This window comes from Mesorhizobium sp. M7A.F.Ca.ET.027.02.1.1 (assembly GCF_004022985.1).
Lineage (GTDB): Bacteria > Pseudomonadota > Alphaproteobacteria > Rhizobiales > Rhizobiaceae > Mesorhizobium.
In genome coordinates this window covers 1-14793 of sequence record NZ_RZOL01000005.1, presented here as the reverse complement: position 1 = coordinate 14793, position 14793 = coordinate 1, and the positions used below count along the sequence as shown (strand labels likewise).

The 14793-nt window shown below is 58.3% G+C and carries 19 protein-coding genes; 12 read left to right on the top strand and 7 right to left on the bottom strand.

The window, feature by feature from the left end; genetic code table 11:
* Nucleotides 1-6 precede the first annotated feature (6 nt).
* On the top strand, nucleotides 7-519 hold the full coding sequence (locus tag EN749_RS01510) for an OmpA family protein (RefSeq protein ID WP_127332134.1): 513 nt from the start codon (nucleotides 7-9) through the stop codon (nucleotides 517-519).
* Here EN749_RS01510 and EN749_RS01505 read toward each other — a convergent pair.
* The gene (locus EN749_RS01505; RefSeq protein ID WP_189367292.1) at nucleotides 417-1568 is read right to left on the bottom strand and encodes an NAD-dependent epimerase/dehydratase family protein; all 1152 of its coding nucleotides are present in this window, start codon (nucleotides 1566-1568) and stop codon (nucleotides 417-419) included. The genes EN749_RS01510 and EN749_RS01505 overlap by 103 nt on opposite strands.
* Before the next feature lie 573 nt (nucleotides 1569-2141).
* Between EN749_RS01505 and EN749_RS38545 the strand changes: the two genes are divergently transcribed.
* From EN749_RS38545 to EN749_RS01485, 4 genes are all read left to right on the top strand, one after another.
* Nucleotides 2142-2702: a hypothetical protein gene (locus EN749_RS38545; protein ID WP_245491222.1), complete on the top strand. Its 561-nt coding sequence runs from the start codon at nucleotides 2142-2144 to the stop codon at nucleotides 2700-2702.
* A gap of 223 nt (nucleotides 2703-2925) precedes the next feature.
* Complete coding sequence (locus EN749_RS01495) at nucleotides 2926-3213, top strand: hypothetical protein (RefSeq protein ID WP_127396515.1); 288 nt, start codon at nucleotides 2926-2928, stop codon at nucleotides 3211-3213.
* Nucleotides 3210-4457, top strand: a complete 1248-nt coding sequence (locus EN749_RS01490; RefSeq protein ID WP_127396516.1) for a hypothetical protein — start codon at nucleotides 3210-3212, stop codon at nucleotides 4455-4457. Before EN749_RS01495 ends, EN749_RS01490 begins: the two co-directional genes overlap by 4 nt.
* Nucleotides 4458-4521: 64 nt before the next feature.
* Nucleotides 4522-5067, top strand: coding sequence for a hypothetical protein (locus EN749_RS01485; RefSeq protein WP_245481777.1), 546 nt, complete (start codon nucleotides 4522-4524; stop codon nucleotides 5065-5067).
* 4 nt (nucleotides 5068-5071) lie between these two features.
* Here EN749_RS01485 and EN749_RS01480 read toward each other — a convergent pair whose 3' ends face one another.
* The 3 genes from EN749_RS01480 to EN749_RS01470 form a co-directional block, all read right to left on the bottom strand.
* Nucleotides 5072-5536 carry a GtrA family protein gene (locus tag EN749_RS01480; protein WP_127396518.1) on the bottom strand — a complete coding sequence of 155 codons (465 nt, stop codon included), beginning with the start codon at nucleotides 5534-5536 and terminating at the stop codon, nucleotides 5072-5074.
* Nucleotides 5514-6113 carry a class I SAM-dependent methyltransferase gene (locus EN749_RS01475; protein WP_348629334.1) on the bottom strand — a complete coding sequence of 200 codons (600 nt, stop codon included), beginning with the start codon at nucleotides 6111-6113 and terminating at the stop codon, nucleotides 5514-5516. Before EN749_RS01475 ends, EN749_RS01480 begins: the two co-directional genes overlap by 23 nt.
* 67 nt (nucleotides 6114-6180) lie before the next feature.
* Entirely contained in the window at nucleotides 6181-7218 is a 1038-nt protein-coding gene (locus EN749_RS01470; RefSeq protein WP_164873906.1) for a glycosyltransferase family 2 protein, read from the bottom strand.
* A gap of 285 nt (nucleotides 7219-7503) precedes the next feature.
* Here EN749_RS01470 and EN749_RS01465 point away from each other — a divergent pair, with 285 nt between their 5' ends.
* Nucleotides 7504-7935, top strand: a complete 432-nt coding sequence (locus tag EN749_RS01465) for a hypothetical protein (RefSeq protein ID WP_127807737.1) — start codon at nucleotides 7504-7506, stop codon at nucleotides 7933-7935.
* Between the two features lie 259 nt (nucleotides 7936-8194).
* Here EN749_RS01465 and EN749_RS01460 read toward each other — a convergent pair whose 3' ends face one another.
* Both EN749_RS01460 and EN749_RS01455 read right to left on the bottom strand, forming a co-directional pair.
* Nucleotides 8195-8692: a metallophosphoesterase family protein gene (locus EN749_RS01460; RefSeq protein WP_127266460.1), complete on the bottom strand. Its 498-nt coding sequence runs from the start codon at nucleotides 8690-8692 to the stop codon at nucleotides 8195-8197.
* Nucleotides 8693-8731: 39 nt separating this feature from the next.
* Nucleotides 8732-8905: a hypothetical protein gene (locus EN749_RS01455; protein WP_127395634.1), complete on the bottom strand. Its 174-nt coding sequence runs from the start codon at nucleotides 8903-8905 to the stop codon at nucleotides 8732-8734.
* Nucleotides 8906-9497: 592 nt separating this feature from the next.
* Between EN749_RS01455 and EN749_RS01450 the strand changes: the two genes are divergently transcribed.
* Both EN749_RS01450 and EN749_RS01445 read left to right on the top strand, forming a co-directional pair.
* Nucleotides 9498-9806: a hypothetical protein gene (locus EN749_RS01450; RefSeq protein ID WP_127266462.1), complete on the top strand. Its 309-nt coding sequence runs from the start codon at nucleotides 9498-9500 to the stop codon at nucleotides 9804-9806.
* 41 nt (nucleotides 9807-9847) lie between these two features.
* Nucleotides 9848-10693, top strand: coding sequence for an SIR2 family protein (locus EN749_RS01445; RefSeq protein WP_127266463.1), 846 nt, complete (start codon nucleotides 9848-9850; stop codon nucleotides 10691-10693).
* Nucleotides 10694-10938: 245 nt separating this feature from the next.
* Here the strand turns inward: EN749_RS01445 and EN749_RS01440 are convergent, their stop codons facing one another.
* Nucleotides 10939-11448 (bottom strand): DUF892 family protein, encoded by a 510-nt coding sequence (locus tag EN749_RS01440; protein WP_127395633.1) that lies wholly within the window; start codon nucleotides 11446-11448, stop codon nucleotides 10939-10941.
* Nucleotides 11449-12171: 723 nt separating this feature from the next.
* On the opposite strand from EN749_RS01440, the gene EN749_RS01430 reads away from it, so the two are divergent.
* From EN749_RS01430 to EN749_RS01405, 4 genes are all read left to right on the top strand, one after another.
* Nucleotides 12172-12417 (top strand): hypothetical protein, encoded by a 246-nt coding sequence (locus EN749_RS01430; protein ID WP_128362428.1) that lies wholly within the window; start codon nucleotides 12172-12174, stop codon nucleotides 12415-12417.
* Between the two features lie 83 nt (nucleotides 12418-12500).
* Nucleotides 12501-12992, top strand: a complete 492-nt coding sequence (locus EN749_RS38540) for a hypothetical protein (RefSeq protein ID WP_245463550.1) — start codon at nucleotides 12501-12503, stop codon at nucleotides 12990-12992.
* A gap of 724 nt (nucleotides 12993-13716) precedes the next feature.
* Nucleotides 13717-13917, top strand: coding sequence for a hypothetical protein (locus EN749_RS01415; protein WP_127395631.1), 201 nt, complete (start codon nucleotides 13717-13719; stop codon nucleotides 13915-13917).
* A 484-nt stretch (nucleotides 13918-14401) separates the two neighbouring features.
* Complete coding sequence (locus EN749_RS01405) at nucleotides 14402-14635, top strand: hypothetical protein (protein WP_127395630.1); 234 nt, start codon at nucleotides 14402-14404, stop codon at nucleotides 14633-14635.
* Nucleotides 14636-14793 lie beyond the last annotated feature (158 nt).

The window sequence follows — 14793 nt, the reverse complement described above, 5'->3', positions numbered from 1 at the left end:
CGCCTCATGAACCGCATGATTGAAAACACGCGCCGGCTGCTCGCTGCCAGCCTGCTGGTGTTTGTCGCATCCTGCTCGACCAGCAACACGCTGGCCCCTTCCACGCCAGACGTCACCAACGCCGAGATTGCCGGCTTCCAGAACGTGCAGCCGGGCAGCGAGGAGGATTTTATCCTCAATGTCGGCCGCCGCACCTATTTCACGCAAGGTTCGGTTGCGCTCGATTCTGTCGCCAAGGCCACCCTCGACACCCAGATCGCCTGGTTAGCAAAGCATCCGCGCTGGCTGCTCAAGCTGCAGGGTTTCGCCGACGATCCCGGCGCAAGTGAAACGGCGCTGTCGCAGCAGCGCGCCGATGCGGTGATGGACTACCTCGCCGCCGGCGGCATAGACCGCAATCGCATGTGGGCCAAGGGCTACGGCAAGGACAGGCTCGTCCGCGACTGCCCCGACGCCGCCTGCAGGTCGCAGAACCGCCGCGTTGTGTCTAATTTGCGCGATGAGAGGGACGAGTCGTAGGTGGCAGCAGTTTTGCTTGTCATCGGAGGCCGTAGGCAGCTTTGTCCCCGTAAAGCAGACATGCCGGCGATAGCACTTGCCGCAGGACTGACCAAAGCGAGAAGTCGCATCGCCCAGTTTGGCATCTCAAATCGCGGCGCTTTTGCTCCATGAGCACCCAGCCGCGACCTGAGCACCCGGGCTATCTCGTATATGCTCATTGTTTCACCCGCTATTGCAACGAACCGCTCGCCATTTGCTGCAGGATCGGTCATAGCGCGAATGTGTAGATCGGCGACGTCGCGGACGTCCACGATCCCGTAGGAAAGCTTCGGAGCTAACGGCAGATTTCCGTCCAGCATACGTTGGATGAGTGAAATTGACGGAGAATAGTCGGGGCACATGACCGGCCCCAATATCACCGTCGGGTTTACTGCTGTAAGCTCTGGCCCACCTTTTCGCCTCACAAAATCCCAGGCATCTTTTTCGGCTAACGTCTTCGATCTGACGTAGGCGGTAAGAGTGGGAATGCTCAAGTCACTCCAATCGGCCTCAGTGAATTCAGCGGTGTCCATTTCGCGAGCGTAACTCATGGTAACGAATGACGATGTGATCACCAGCCGTTTAACCTTCGCTTGATGTGCTGCTCGCAACCCTCGTAGTGTGCCAGATCTGGCGATGCCGATGGTGTCAATATTGCCATCCTTTTGTCCAACGGAAAATGGAGAGGCGACATGTAGCACGTAGGAGCTACCGGCGGCGGCATCATCCCAACCGGGATCGGCACTCAAATCTGCCTCGATGAAGGAAAGAGAAGCGCCAATTGATGATGCGCCCATCTGCTCGAGTGTACGACAAACTTCTGGTTCGCGTGTCAGCGAGCGTACAGTGCATCTAACCCGGTATCCAAGATCGAGCAGCTGCAAAATACAGTACATACCGAGGAAGCCGGAACCTCCCGTAACCAGCACTTGTTGGGATTGCGTAGAACGTTTGAGAGGTCTGATCATCGGCATCTGAAGTTGCGGGATCTCCATCGCAGTTTGAGCACTGATTCGATAGCCGACCACGCCCTTTCCCGATACCTTGGTCCTCTCCCCGGAAAAGTACAGTCTCATATAGCTGGAAGACATGCTGCCCGACGACTATGCAGAGTGGGTCAAACCACGTCCACCTCCTCCCCATCTGAGAGCAAACCGACCGGCGCTACTTCCTCAAGCTGATCAAATGCAGGCGCGCCGAATCATCGCACCGCGCGCGGGCGCAAAGCGGCTGGAATGCTTGGACCGCTTCAAATGCCCGCACTCAATCGCTTTTTCCGGACCTTCGCGTAACGACAGTTCGGTTCGAGCCATGATAGGCTTTGCGCCTCGAGAATGGTGGCGTCATCGCGCGGCGAACGGCCTTCTTGCGTATCCGGCGAAGGGGTGACAAACTGGGCAGTCGGACTTTTTGAGAGGGTGACGATGGCGTTGGGGGGCCCGCGGATGGCAAGCGCAGGCGCTTTGCTCGACACAACACGGCCGCCCGTCAGGCGATGAATCTTAGTGCCAGCGGGGTAGTTGGAGCGTTAGCATGCCTGGTCATCGGGCAAGTTTCCGTTCACTTGAACCCGGCGGGTGCTCCCGCAATAGCGGTTGGCGATGCATATTCTCGCCATCGTGATTGTGTTCGCTGTGCGCGAACCGTTCCGTTTGCCATCTTGCAGCACTTCTCGCCCACTCGCCAAGATGATTGCCGTTGGCTGCGTCCTCGTTCTCGCAGCCGCTCTTTATGTCATCGCGCTGGCAGACTTCCCCCACAGGGTTGATGGAGATGCAGCGGCGCAGGCGAACAACGCTATGGAATTTTTGGTGGGAAACGGTCGTCACTACGGGGGCGGCAACGTGGTGGAAGAGACGGCCGAGATCGATGACGGACATCTCGATCTCTATAGCTTGGAAATGACGAACCTCTGGAAACTGGCGCTGATGCTCCGCTCCTTCCGTTCTGGAACGCATGGCGCCTGGCGAGAGGTTCGGACGGCTAGGTGCGTCGAGTTCGACATCGAGACGGAGAAGCCGATGCCGGTCAACACCGATGGTGAGATCGTCACCTCGACACCAGCTCATTTCAAGGTCCACGCAAAGGCGATCTCGGTCTTTGCGCCTCCGCCCGTGGGCATTCGACGTCGCACAGAAGGAGCATTCGGTGCGGACCTTTGATTTGTCGGGCGACCATCCCGGTGTCAAGGCTGCGCAATAGCTCGTCCGGCCGCCGAGGCATGCATGATTATCGTGTTCTCGACGCGCTTCAAAGGCGCCTTCCACGCACCGCGGGTATTCTCCAAACGCTCGCTTAGAAGCAGGGCCAAAGATTTGTTGCCCTTCGCCGCTCGAATATTAGCAACCTCTTGACGATCGCCAGCCGCGCTCCAGAATCCCTCACATGGTGCGGGAACAGACTGGCATCGGCTTTGGCCACGAGGTGACGATAGGCGTCACCCATCTGGAACTGCTCGACGACCGTCGGGCCAGCGTCAGCGTTGCGACCTACAACTTCCTCTTCTCGATCGACACGCCGAAGAAGGCAAAGGCGCCGGACAAGTTGAACCTCATCGGCCACGCCACGGCGGTCGATTATGAAGCTGGCAAGGCCACGGTCGGCGGTTTGGTCACAGTCGAAGCGGGCTCCCATCAGGGGGTGGAAACTCGCCGCGCCGGTGCTCCGCGATGAGAAAATCCGGGACTGACAATCTCGTCCCGGCCATCAAGAGCCCCGGCGATGCGCCGTCGATGAAGGGCGCAGAGCAGTTCGAGATTTTCCCCGACTACGGCCCGACGATCAACAAGCGCCACATGGTAGCGGCAGCGGTCGTGACAGTCCCGCTCCTGTTCGGTTTCACTGGCCTTGCTATTCGTTATGCCGCTGTTGCTTCAACGTTGGCGGAACCAGGCTTCGAGTCTTATGCTCGTGCGCTCTGCCGATGGGATTGCCACTGGTATCTGGATATTTCCGAACGCGGCTACGAGCGCTTTCCCATCCCAAACCAAAGCAACGTCGGACGATGGGGCTTCTTTCCATTCTATCCGATGCTGGTAGCGGTGATCCGGGCGATTTTCCCCTTCGCCACGATACTGGTCGCGACGATCACTTCGATTGCATGCAGCTACACCGCGTGTCTGGTGGCATGGCCGCTGCTGGAGAAGAACATGCGGGCCTATGTACTGTACTGCGCTTTTCTGCTTAGCGGCCCGTTATCCTTCCACTTCACAACTTTCCTTTCCGAATCTCTTTTCGTGCTCCTGACCTCGATTGTCTTCCTGGCACTCAAACGTTCCAGCTATCCCGTCGCTGGCATCTCGTCAGCGCTCCTCTCGGCAACGAGGCTCGTTGGGGTCCTCGTCGTCTTTGCGACCGTCATTCAAATGTTCCAGCAGCATCGCGAACGGGGCGGCTCACCACTCTCCTTTCCGCGTTGGGTGCTCGGTCGACCGGATCTGCTCGTCGCTATCTTTATCTCGCCTGCCGGCTTGTTTGCCTACATCCTGTTTTTGTATGTCACTGTCGGCGACGGCTTTGCATTTCTGCACGTCCAACGCGCCTTTGGACGAGTGGCTGGGAACCCGCTCCTGTTTCTATGGGACGGACTCTCAGCATTTCCCAAGACCGGGTGGCTGCCCACGGCGCCGCAATGGAGTGCGCTCGCAGCGATCATCGGGCTGGCGCTATCAGTCGTGCTGGTGGCTCGCAAGCAATATGGCGCTGGGGTCTTCTGCGCGATCTGCATTCTCGTGCCATTGATAACGAATCTGGCCTCCATGGTCAGATACGTCATTGGGCTGGCGCCTCTGATAATGTTGATGGCCGTCCTGTTGTCGGCGTCGAAACTGACCTGGCTGGCCGCTTTGGTTCTCTTCCTGGTCGCCTGCTATTTCATGACGGTGGCATGGATTGGGGGCTACCTTGCTTTGGTCTGACACCCTCAACCCCCATGGACGCGCTATCTCGCTTGGCGCTTACGCGCTCGCCGCGGTTCTGGCCGTGTCCGAACTCGCCATCCTTGCGCTGGCCCTCCATCCGAATGTCCACGCCGACTATCGTGCCTATTACATCGACCGCACGACGACATGCCTCAACCGCGATGCCATTGGCAGCTACTCACTCGGCCAGACAGTGTCCTTCCGGTCCGATGGCGCCAAACGGGTAGCCGGCATGAAAGTTTGTGGCTGGTCGGGGCCGGTAGCCGACGGCACGCATTCGCTGGGCGAGACCTCGCGGCTTCGCCTGCAGATACCGCCACTTCGCGACGGCCTTAAGGCAACGCTACAAATGGCCGCTGTCATTCGTCCGCCACAGATGACGCAGAGGGTGATAATCTCGGTGCATGGCGTGTCCGTGCATAAGGTCACACTGTCGGGCAAGCAACCGATAACCGTCTCGTTCGTCATTCCGCACGCAGCTTTTTCGGACGCCAGCACGTTCGAAATGACCTTTGACTATCTTGACGGGATCCCGCCCAGCCAGGCCGCCAGCGACATTTATAAGCGCTCCATCAAATTGGTGTCGTTTCGACTGGACGCCATTTAGAGCATTATTGCCTCTGGCGGGAGCGATTGCCGTGCCGACCGGGAATGCGTCCGGCAAAAACCCACCGGTCAAGCACGAAGAAATTGATGCCGGGGACAAGCAAGCACGTAATCAGCACGGGAATGATGAGCGGCAAGCCCAGCTTTACCGTCAGCAACGCCGGCGCCCCATAGGCAATGGCCAAGCCTGTTGCCGCCAGCAGGAGAAAACGCGGAGCTTCAGTTCGATGCGATCGGCCCGACACGAACGTCAGGGATTTGTGAGCCAGATACGAAAACAGGGTGGCTGCGGCATATGCCCCAAGCGAGGCATGGATGGGCGTTAAACCGAGCCATTCCGATTTGGAAAAAACAGCAACCAAAGCGGCATACAGAAGTGTGGCAGCGATGCCGACCAGGCCGAAGCGTGCCAGTAGCTTCAGGGCGTCGTCGCCGGCAGGCCGATGCTCATGCATGCGCACTACACGCATACTGTGCCCCCAGCGGCAGGGGGGCGAGCGCGCGCTCGACTTTTCGGGCCAAGGGCCCGCCCGACGGCAGCAGCAGGAAGTGCTCGGATCGGATGTTGCTGAAGCCTGCTTCTTGAAGGAGGGACGCTGTTTTGGCTGCGCTGAGCAGCACCGCGTCATGGTCGAAGGGACACCGGAACACAGCCAGACGCGTCAGCGGATTATAGGGATTGTGCTCGATGATGCAGGCGGCACCGCCTGGGCGTACGACGCGCCGCATCTCGCGAACGAACCCGAGCCAGGAAGCGGGCGGAACATGATGGACGACGCAGCTGGCGAAGGCCAGATCGAAGACGCCATTGTCGTATGGCAGGTTCGGCGTGGTGCAGACCGTGTAGGTGACGCTCGGATTCTCCTGGCTGGCACGCAAGATGGATTCCTGCGAGATGTCACAGCCCTCCAGGCACTCGAAGGCGCCTTTGAGATAGGGATGGAGCACACCTACGCCGCAGCCGACATCAAGCACCCGCAAATCCGGGCCGGCATGACGAAGCCCCCGCTCGACCACAACGCGTCGCAGCAACTCGGCCTTCGCCATGAGAAAGAAGTCGTGCTTAAGCCCTGAAAAGCGGATCGATCCCTGGACCGTCTCACCATAATTGAATCTATAGCTGTCGAAGGGTTCGGACATTGGCCGGGACTCCAAGCCGGGATTTTCGAGGCGAGCGGCGGCTCTTGCCCGGGACGGCTGGCATCGGCCGGTCGAAGCCGGTGAGGCGATCGATCACGTAAAGCGGGCGCCGTTTTACTTCGGCGTGGATGCTGCCGACATACAATCCGACAACGCCGGTCATGAAGAGGTTGATGCCGCACAGGAGCGACACGATCATCACGGTGGATGTCCAGCCGGCAACAATGCCTGTTTCAAAGGCCCAGGCGTAGATGGCGTAGGCACCGAAGGCTACGGCCAGCGCAGAAATGGCCAAGCCACCCCAGAGCGCCAGGCGCAGCGGCTGCTCCGAGAAGCTGACGATGGCGTGCGCAGCAAGATGCACCATCTTCCAGAATGGGTATTTGGTCTGGCCATGGGTTCGTGCCGGGCGCTCGAAAGGCACCGACGCCTGCTTGAATCCCATCCAGCCAAACATGCCCCTGACGAAGCGATCGTGTTCGGGCATCTGCCTAAAAGTTCTCAGCGCTTTGGGACCGACCAACCGGAAATCTCCAACATCGCGCGGAATGTCAACGGTCGTCATCCTTTCCAGCAAGCGATAGAAGAGACTTGCCGTGAAGCGCTTGAACCAGGATTCGCCCTCGCGTTTGACGCGCCGGGCATAGACAATTTCGAAACCTTCTTTCCACTTCGCCACCAGATCGAGAACCACCTCGGGTGGGTCTTGGAGATCGGCATCCATGACGATGACGGCATCCCCCTGGGCGGCGTCCATACCGGCTGTGATTGCTATCTGGTGCCCAAAATTGCGGGAAAGCTCGATTAGCCGAAAACGAGGCTCGGCGGCGACCACACGCCGAAGGTAAGTGACGCTGCCATCGCTGCTTCCGTCATCGACGAAAATAGCCTCTGTCTCACCGTCCAGCTGGTGGATTAGCAACCTGATCCGCTCGATCAGACGAGGCAGCACTTGTTCCTCGTTGTATATCGGCAGAACCAGCGAGTAGCGCAGCGACACGTTCGCTCTCATCCCGGCACTTTGGATTACAGAGGCCTCCATGCCGATCAAATGAAACGCCAGCCTCAAAGTTCCATAAGGCATTACTAATTTAATTTGTTGTTGCAGGCGGGTGGCGAGCTGTTCGTTCTGAACGGCTTCGGTCTGATTTGGGATGAGATATCGTTTCGCGCGCCGGCGGAGCAATGCGCTGTTTCGCAATCATTGTCGGGCAAGTGGCCGCCTTGCCAGCTCTTGTCAGCGCGTCGGCGCGCGATAATTTTTGAGGGGAAGGGACTTCGACCAAAGGAGCCGACGATGGAACACCAAACTTTAAGCCAACTGCAGACAATTGCAGAAGTAGAACCCCTGTCGACATACCCGATCATGACCCGGCAACAGCGCATTGAGCGCTGGGCAGAGTTGCTGGAACAACATCCCGAGCGACGCCTGACAGCGCTTACCGGCACTGAGTATCTGAAGCGGGAAGCTCGCGACGCAGCGCGCGGTGAGGGCTCGCCAATTACTGTGGCCTTCGAGGACCCGCTACTGCGTGCGTTAGGCCTGAAGGATGACACCTATGGGGCAGCAAAGCGCTTCTTCGAACTGTCTGACGGGGAGTTGCATGACATCGTCTGCAGTTGCCATGTCGGAACCACGTTCAGAGGGCAGTGGGCTGCCGCTAGAGTCCGCCGGGCAATCGGAGGGAACAGGTTTCTTAAGTGGCTTAGAGAGAGTGTGTGGCACTGAGGTCGCCAAGGACGGCGATTGAAGCTCGTTTCAAGCGAGGTGGATGAACGATTGGGGCGCCAGTGGAGCGCCGTGTTGACGACGGGGGTCGGCGCCTGTCCCACGGCTGTGCAGATGGGTGGGGCGCTCCTCGGTCCCATTTTACTCGCGGTGCGTTCCAGCATGGCTGCAATACTCCAGGGGCAGGATTCTGGAATCCTGTTTGCGGCTAGCATCACCACGTGAAGACATCGATCGTTCGCCATCTGCTGCGCTAACCTCAATCTCGGCGGCGCCTGGCCTGTATGGCAGCAAAGGTGACTGGGCGAAAATCCCAGGCGTCGACGCCGACGTCGTGCTGGCGCGTCATTGGCTTCAGCCGGCCATGAGAATGGCCGTGCAGGTTTATCGATTTCTTGCCGATCTTGTTCCAGGTGCGGAACGGGTAGTGGCAAAGAACCAAGAAACTGCCCTCGACAGTTAGCTCCTTGTAGTGTTGCACGCTAGCCCAAGCCGAAGCGCGGAGCGTTACCATGCCGTCGTTGTTGCCGATGATCAGGTGTTTGGTGCCGTGGAGGCAGGACAGCAGCGAAGACACTGTCTCGGCCGATCCCTTGGCGAAGTCGCCGAGGTGCCAAACCTCGTCATTTGGAGCAACAGTCTCGTTCCAAAGTTCAGTCAGTGCCTGGTCGTGCGCCACCAATGAACTGAAGGGGCGGGGGTCGAGCCGCAGAATGCGGGGATCGTTGAAATGCGTGTCGGAGGTGAAGAAGATCATGCGCCGCCGCTGGCTGAGATGAGCGCTCAACGGACGCTTTTAAGTTCGGTTGCCGGAGCGGCTTTTGGGTCCATCATCGATCCTGATTTGGGCTTCCCTGAGCATCTTGAGTGCCTCTTCCTTGGTGAGGCCGCACTTGCGCGCAAAGTAGAGAGCTTCGATCGCCTTTTCACGATCTGTGGCTTCTGTGTGCTGTTTAAGCTTTTCACCCATCGTTCTCTATCACCTTTTGATGCCACCGAACCATCACGGTGCCGGGTTGTTCCCATCCATCGGATCTGCTGACCTGCGGAGCGCCGCTGCCTGATGTCGCCGATAAACGAGATCCCGAGACCTGTAGCAGGCATCAGCTTGGTCGTTTCTATGTGGCGCGTCTGGGAGGCACTGTCGGAGCTCTAAAGTTGCCGAACGCTTTGCGGCGGTTGCTTTTGGCTACGAGCGGGCGCGGCAGGCATCTACTGCCGAAGGCGGCTCGCGCTCGCGGAGGAACCATGCAACGCGCTTTTTGAATCGCAGTCTGAAGACCCAACCGCGATCACCTGGTGCGCCCGACGGTAGGACAGCGAGAAGCCTTGCCTATGCCTTTGCAAGGTTGCCATGGCGATCCGGAACCTCGAGGCATGTGGAGAGTTGTCCAGCAGCCCAGCGGAGATTCAAGCCATGGCGCCACCAGATGCCAATCCCGGCGTCGCCGCGCAGCCGAAACGCTCTAGCAAGCCGGCAACTCCATCACCGGCACGGCACAAGGCCTCCGGAGCAGGATTATCTATCGACGGGCTCCCAATGGTATGAAGGACAATGGCCCATGAACGTCGCCAACCTGCAATTGGAAGGTTTGCTTATGGCGGTCGCGGCCGTCAATAACGCCTTGGTCCGCAGAGGCCTTCTCTCGGTCGATGATATCGACACGGCGTTGAAAAACGCGGAAGCCTCCTTCACGGTTGATGAGCGCCTCTTCGAGGATATGTCGCCGGCTAACCGCGACGCAGTGTGTTTCCCTTTGCGGCTTTTGCGGCTGGCTAACACCGAGCAGTTCGAAGCGAGTGTGCCACCGTTTTCCGAGCTGGCCAGGCAGGTGGGGATCACCAAGGAGCCTAATAACGACCAGATGTGAGGGAGGAAGGTCGACCTGCGCGGGTGGCCTCGAAAGACGTGATGAACGATGACCCTGTAGATTCGCTCGCCAACGCAATTCGGCATCGCAGCGCAATTCTGTTTGTTGGGGCAGGGGTTTCGATCAGCGTTGGATTACCCTCCTGGGAGAAGCTGATAGAGCGAATGGCAAAGGAGCTCGGCGTCGACGACGAATTTTCCACGAGACGCGATCGTTTTCAAACCCTGGCCGAGTACTATCGCATCAAGCATGGCAGCATCGGGCCACTTCGCAGTTGGATGGACAGAAACTGGTCCGTCCCCAAGGACCGGATCGAGAAATCCGAGTTGCATCGTCTCATCGTGAGGCTCGACTTCCCTGTCATCTACACAACTAACTATGATCGGAATCTGGAACTGGCTTATGAGATATACGGTCGGGACTACGTGAAAGTGGCCAATGCACGCGATGTGGCGCAGGCCCGCCAAGGCATTACCCACATCGTCAAGTTCCATGGTGATTTCGACGAGGATTCGTCCCTCGTCCTCACCGAAACGGACTACCTCGATCGTCTCTCCTTCAATTCTCCGCTGGACGTGCGTTTTCGCTCGGATGCGCTCGGCAGCACGATCCTCTTCATTGGCTATAGCCTTTCCGACCCAAACATTCGGTTGTTGCTGCACCGTCTCTGGCAGACGTGGCATCGGTCCGGCTATGAGAAAGATCGCCCGCCCTCGTTCATCTTCATGACCAGCCGAAACCCTGTGGAGGAGGCCGTGCTTGGACGTTGGGGCATTTCGGTCGTGGTCGGCGAAATCGACGAGCCGCAAGCTGCTTTGGTGGACTTCCTCAGCCGGCTGGCGGAGATGGTTGGGGATGGGGAACTGTCGCCAAAAAGTGGGCGATAGCAACATCCGTATGATGGGCAGTTCGGCGGGCTCTCAAGGAGCGGCACATGGCAGAGAATTCCGTCCGGAATTTCAAGTTCAATTGGCGTCAAGGATACTATCGCGGCACGGAGAGCTAATCGGAAACTTACTCACGCACTGCCTACTTTGAAGTGCCTTTCAGCGGTAACGGCTCAACCTCGATGCGCCTTGCGCCGAGCTTCGGCGCAAGGGGCGAGCTTGTTTAGCGATACGCTACCGGCTGATCAACGCTTGGCGTTTTCACTCTCCGAGTCGGCCCGCGCCAGGAACTGCTCGGTTGTCGTTGGAATATGGCTTTTCAACCAGTCCGCCATTGCGACTTCCTCACGCAGGTTCTCTTCGCAGACCTGGGCGACCTCTGCTTCACCCAGCGATTTGGCAGCGGCGATAAGGATTGTGTAGGAGGCGATTTCCATGTGCTCGAACGTGTAGCTTGCAAGCGATCCTTTCATCACTTCGTCACCGGCGAAGACACCGCTGAGCGACTGCGCCATTGCCGTCAGCTTGCCGCCGGCATCCTTCAGTGTGGAAGATCCTTGTCCGATGCGGTCGAGACAGGTTTTCAGCCGAGCAGCCTGCTGCCTGGTCTCCTGGACGTGCTGGCGAATCCGTTCGCTGAGCTCAGGATAGTTCTCAATTCGGTTCAACTGCCCATTCAACATGGTCTCGGCCTGCTCTTCCATGGCGTGAGCATCCCTGAGCCATTGGACAAGCCATTCGCGCGATTCTGACATTTCATATCTCCTTCATGGGTCGGCCAGAACTTTCAAAGGGAGATATTGTTCCTCATAGTTTGACCTGCGGAGTCAGCCTGTGTCGCAGGCTTTTCCCAGTCGGCGCTGCAATCAGGCTCTCGGCACCAGGAGAGAATAGCGCGGTACGGGCACTGCCGCTGTGTCCAAGCTGGCAAACGCATTTCTGCAGAAATGACCGAACCTGCTGCCTGTCGCGGGTTCGGCGACGGATGGACCTCTGTTTCGCCTCGGCTCGTATTCCGATGCCCGCGCTGCCATGTAGGGCTAAGCTGTATCTCGCCGGAGCGGCTTCGCATTTTACCGTTCGCTTGCGAAATCAACCCCTACCTGATGCGCGTCCAGGGACGAGGCATGTTCACCTGCGGAGATCTTATCTCACGAAGGGATCGCAATGGAACGTCAGGGCATTTCGGAGGTTGGTAAGGAAGTTTCGCAGCTAAGGAAACGAGCCATGACTTCTTCAGACAATTCTTCAACTGGCATATCACCACGCCCCGAAAAATCGGGCGGCAGGACCTCGTCTAAGCCGGCGACACCGTCACCGGCCGCAGAGAAAGTCTCCGGAGCAGGCCCTGCGATGGCCGAGCATTCGAAAGACGCCAAGGCGCCCAGAGGCGGTCGTCAGCCTGGGGCTTATGTCAAGGATTAGACGGCCGAGCTGGGTTGAGTTTCGGCTGCCCGCTGCAGTCGAAGGAGGTTCTTATGCAGATGATGGGAATTGTCGTCAGCCGAGACCAGGCTCCGATCGTGGACTTCCGCGGAGAGGGAGGCGAGTGTATTACAGTCACCCTGCAGGCCGGGCATACTCTTCCCGACGACCAACTCATTGCAAAGGCCAAGGCTATGATGATTCAGGTCGCTCAGTTCGGGATGGACCAGACCAACAGTGCAGCGATGTCCGACCGGTTGTCAGCCGATGAGGTGATTCAATCCGGAATGTCGGGATAGAATAGCGGGAAGGCGAACAACCACCGCCGGGCAGCCTTGCGCAACCGAGCGGGCAATAGTTCCATGCAGACCGATCGAAGAGCATGCGGATCGACGAGCGCTCGGTGGGCGTGAACTCATCCGGCGGCCTTGCTCCCGGTACGGAGCCAGCACCGCGCAGACGAATTTTCGGGATTATCAGCCAAGCCCACCATGAGCATATCCCCTTGCTGATTGGGAAAGTGACGGCATTGCGGAACTTCGGATCGCCGCCGCGCTTAATCCGGCGAAGGAGTGATCCGATGAACGCGACCAAAGAGTTTTTTGAAACCTGGCTGCAGGAGAATGTCGGCACTCTTGCTGGCAAAGAGGAAGTGAGCTTCGCCGTGCTGGTCCAGCAATTCGAGCAGGATGCCGAAGCGGCCGGTTATGGTCGCGAGGTGCGTGAGGACGAGCTCGGAAACATTGAAGATGCGATCGAGCAAGCGCTAAAGAACGCCCGGACTGGCGTGCATGGTGACGCCGATGGCGAACCCACCGACGTGGCAGCCCTCATGGATGCGCTGGAGGTCGAAGATGCCAAAAGCGGGCCGTAGGCCTTACCAGATTAGCTCTATTCGTTTGTCGAAGTTGCCGGGGTAGCCCTATGGAGCAGTTTCGCAAGGACATGGCCGCCTTGGCAGAGCCAGCTTTCTGGGTGACGATAGGTTTGCTTCTGGTCCCGTATGCGCTTGGAACGGTGCTGCTCGTTTGGACCTGCGGCTGTCTGTAAGTTTGCTACTGACACACCCGTAGCGGTTCAACGGCCCTAACGCCCGAATTCCCTACAATACCGAGCTGATGCGCTTGCGGGGGCCCTGTGCTGCAGCAAAGTCTGAACGATCTCGTCGCGAGAAAAGTTCTCGTCGACACCAGGCTCCTTTGCTCCTGGTAACAATATCGCGCTGACAGCTTTTTGCGAGAGGGGGGGAAGGCCGCCGTTCATGTTCAGGCGACCACGCTATCTGCGCTCTCATAGTTCCAGCTACGGCCCTCCAACACAATGCTCCGATCACGCGCCTGAGCATCCGCGCGTGCCCCTACATCGAAAATAGCCCTGCAGCTTGCGAGTTGCCTTGGAACACTTGTGTCATATCGAAGTTCGGCCTCGTAGGAGAACAAAGATGGCCATCACACAAGCTGCCAACGACAACCACCAGCCGGGCGAGAAACCGGAACATGCAACCGAATTCTCACTCAAAGCGGCAATAGACCAGTTCAGGGCGGGACGCAGGTGCAAAATGGCACTATGGGCGACAAGAATCGGGGCGAGGCACTGAGATGCCGCGGATCAATGATGACGGTCGCAACGAGAATACCACATCAGCTGCAGCAATCATTATCGACAAGGAACGTGCTGAGCGCGCCGCCAAGACGGCGCGGTTGAAGGAGGCTCGCCTCGCACAAGCCATCACGCCCGGTCCCAGCCAACGCAAGCCGCGTGTCACCAAAAAGGTTCGCAGGATTTTTGTTGCTGGCTAGGAGGTGTCCGTGACTCGCAATCACGACTAGGAAAGATACGACCGCGCCAAACGTATCAGCCAAGAGATGCTGGACGCTGAACGAGCCGAACGCGCTGAGAAGACGGCGCGGCTGAGACAAGCAAGGCTTGCACAGCATCCGGTGAAGTCACCGCCGGCGCAGCCGCAAATGCATCGCGAACCCATCCCGGCTCTCAAAAAGAGAAGCCGTAAGGTGAGTGAATTCTTTTAGGCTCTCTCGCTCGCCTACAGCACCATGCAGGAACACCGTCGGGACTTAACAGGCCTGGCGGCAGGGGCTTTCACGACTTGCCCAGCTCGATCCGTGCACATGCTCCCTTTGTTGTACATCCCCCTGCAGTTGGTGAATCCGGCGCCCTGTTCGAACTTGCATAGGTTAATGACCTCTTGCCTGAAACGAGTCATGCATGGGCTTGCCGCCCAGCATCTGCGGCCTTGAATTAAGTCGAGTCAAAGGGGCGTACATGACCTACGACACCGCCGGTGATCAACCTATCTATCCTGAAGGGTTGAGATTGCTGGAATCGGTCCTCAAGAAGCTTTGCAAGGAAGCGGAGATTCAACTGATCTCTTACAACGCCGAGCAGATTGCGGCCGAGCTTATAAAATTATTCCAGAGTGGCATGAAAGACGAAACGGTTCTGCTTGTCATCATGCGGGCGCGGCTGCGAAAGAGGCCGGTCTTGGCGGTCGGCTAGTCCTTCTTACCGTCAGTCCACGATCCACGGCGCGGCGTTCAACGGCGACTTGCGAGCGTCTTCAGCGTACGATGCCGCACGATCTCGCGGAGACTTCTGCATCTCCGCCACCTCGCCATCGTCAGAGCTGCGAGCGTAGCGTGCTGGCAAAGTAGCAC

What these genes read in the sequence shown, in the direction of transcription:
- EN749_RS38545 (WP_245491222.1), top strand. Translation starts at nt 2,142, where the DNA reads ATGCATATTCTCGCCATCGTGATTGTGTTCGCTGTGCGCGAACCGTTC.
- EN749_RS01465 (WP_127807737.1), top strand. Translation starts at nt 7,504, where the DNA reads ATGGAACACCAAACTTTAAGCCAACTGCAGACAATTGCAGAAGTAGAA.
- EN749_RS01495 (WP_127396515.1), top strand. Translation starts at nt 2,926, where the DNA reads ATGGTGCGGGAACAGACTGGCATCGGCTTTGGCCACGAGGTGACGATA.
- EN749_RS01470 (WP_164873906.1), bottom strand. Translation starts at nt 7,218, where the DNA reads ATGAGAGCGAACGTGTCGCTGCGCTACTCGCTGGTTCTGCCGATATAC.
- EN749_RS01510 (WP_127332134.1), top strand. Translation starts at nt 7, where the DNA reads ATGAACCGCATGATTGAAAACACGCGCCGGCTGCTCGCTGCCAGCCTG.
- EN749_RS01450 (WP_127266462.1), top strand. Translation starts at nt 9,498, where the DNA reads ATGAACGTCGCCAACCTGCAATTGGAAGGTTTGCTTATGGCGGTCGCG.
- EN749_RS01475 (WP_348629334.1), bottom strand. Translation starts at nt 6,113, where the DNA reads ATGGCGAAGGCCGAGTTGCTGCGACGCGTTGTGGTCGAGCGGGGGCTT.
- EN749_RS01490 (WP_127396516.1), top strand. Translation starts at nt 3,210, where the DNA reads ATGAGAAAATCCGGGACTGACAATCTCGTCCCGGCCATCAAGAGCCCC.
- EN749_RS01445 (WP_127266463.1), top strand. Translation starts at nt 9,848, where the DNA reads ATGAACGATGACCCTGTAGATTCGCTCGCCAACGCAATTCGGCATCGC.
- EN749_RS01460 (WP_127266460.1), bottom strand. Translation starts at nt 8,692, where the DNA reads ATGATCTTCTTCACCTCCGACACGCATTTCAACGATCCCCGCATTCTG.
- EN749_RS01440 (WP_127395633.1), bottom strand. Translation starts at nt 11,448, where the DNA reads ATGTCAGAATCGCGCGAATGGCTTGTCCAATGGCTCAGGGATGCTCAC.
- EN749_RS01405 (WP_127395630.1), top strand. Translation starts at nt 14,402, where the DNA reads ATGACCTACGACACCGCCGGTGATCAACCTATCTATCCTGAAGGGTTG.
- EN749_RS01430 (WP_128362428.1), top strand. Translation starts at nt 12,172, where the DNA reads ATGCAGATGATGGGAATTGTCGTCAGCCGAGACCAGGCTCCGATCGTG.
- EN749_RS01415 (WP_127395631.1), top strand. Translation starts at nt 13,717, where the DNA reads ATGCCGCGGATCAATGATGACGGTCGCAACGAGAATACCACATCAGCT.
- EN749_RS01480 (WP_127396518.1), bottom strand. Translation starts at nt 5,536, where the DNA reads ATGCGTGTAGTGCGCATGCATGAGCATCGGCCTGCCGGCGACGACGCC.
- EN749_RS01455 (WP_127395634.1), bottom strand. Translation starts at nt 8,905, where the DNA reads ATGGGTGAAAAGCTTAAACAGCACACAGAAGCCACAGATCGTGAAAAG.
- EN749_RS38540 (WP_245463550.1), top strand. Translation starts at nt 12,501, where the DNA reads ATGCGGATCGACGAGCGCTCGGTGGGCGTGAACTCATCCGGCGGCCTT.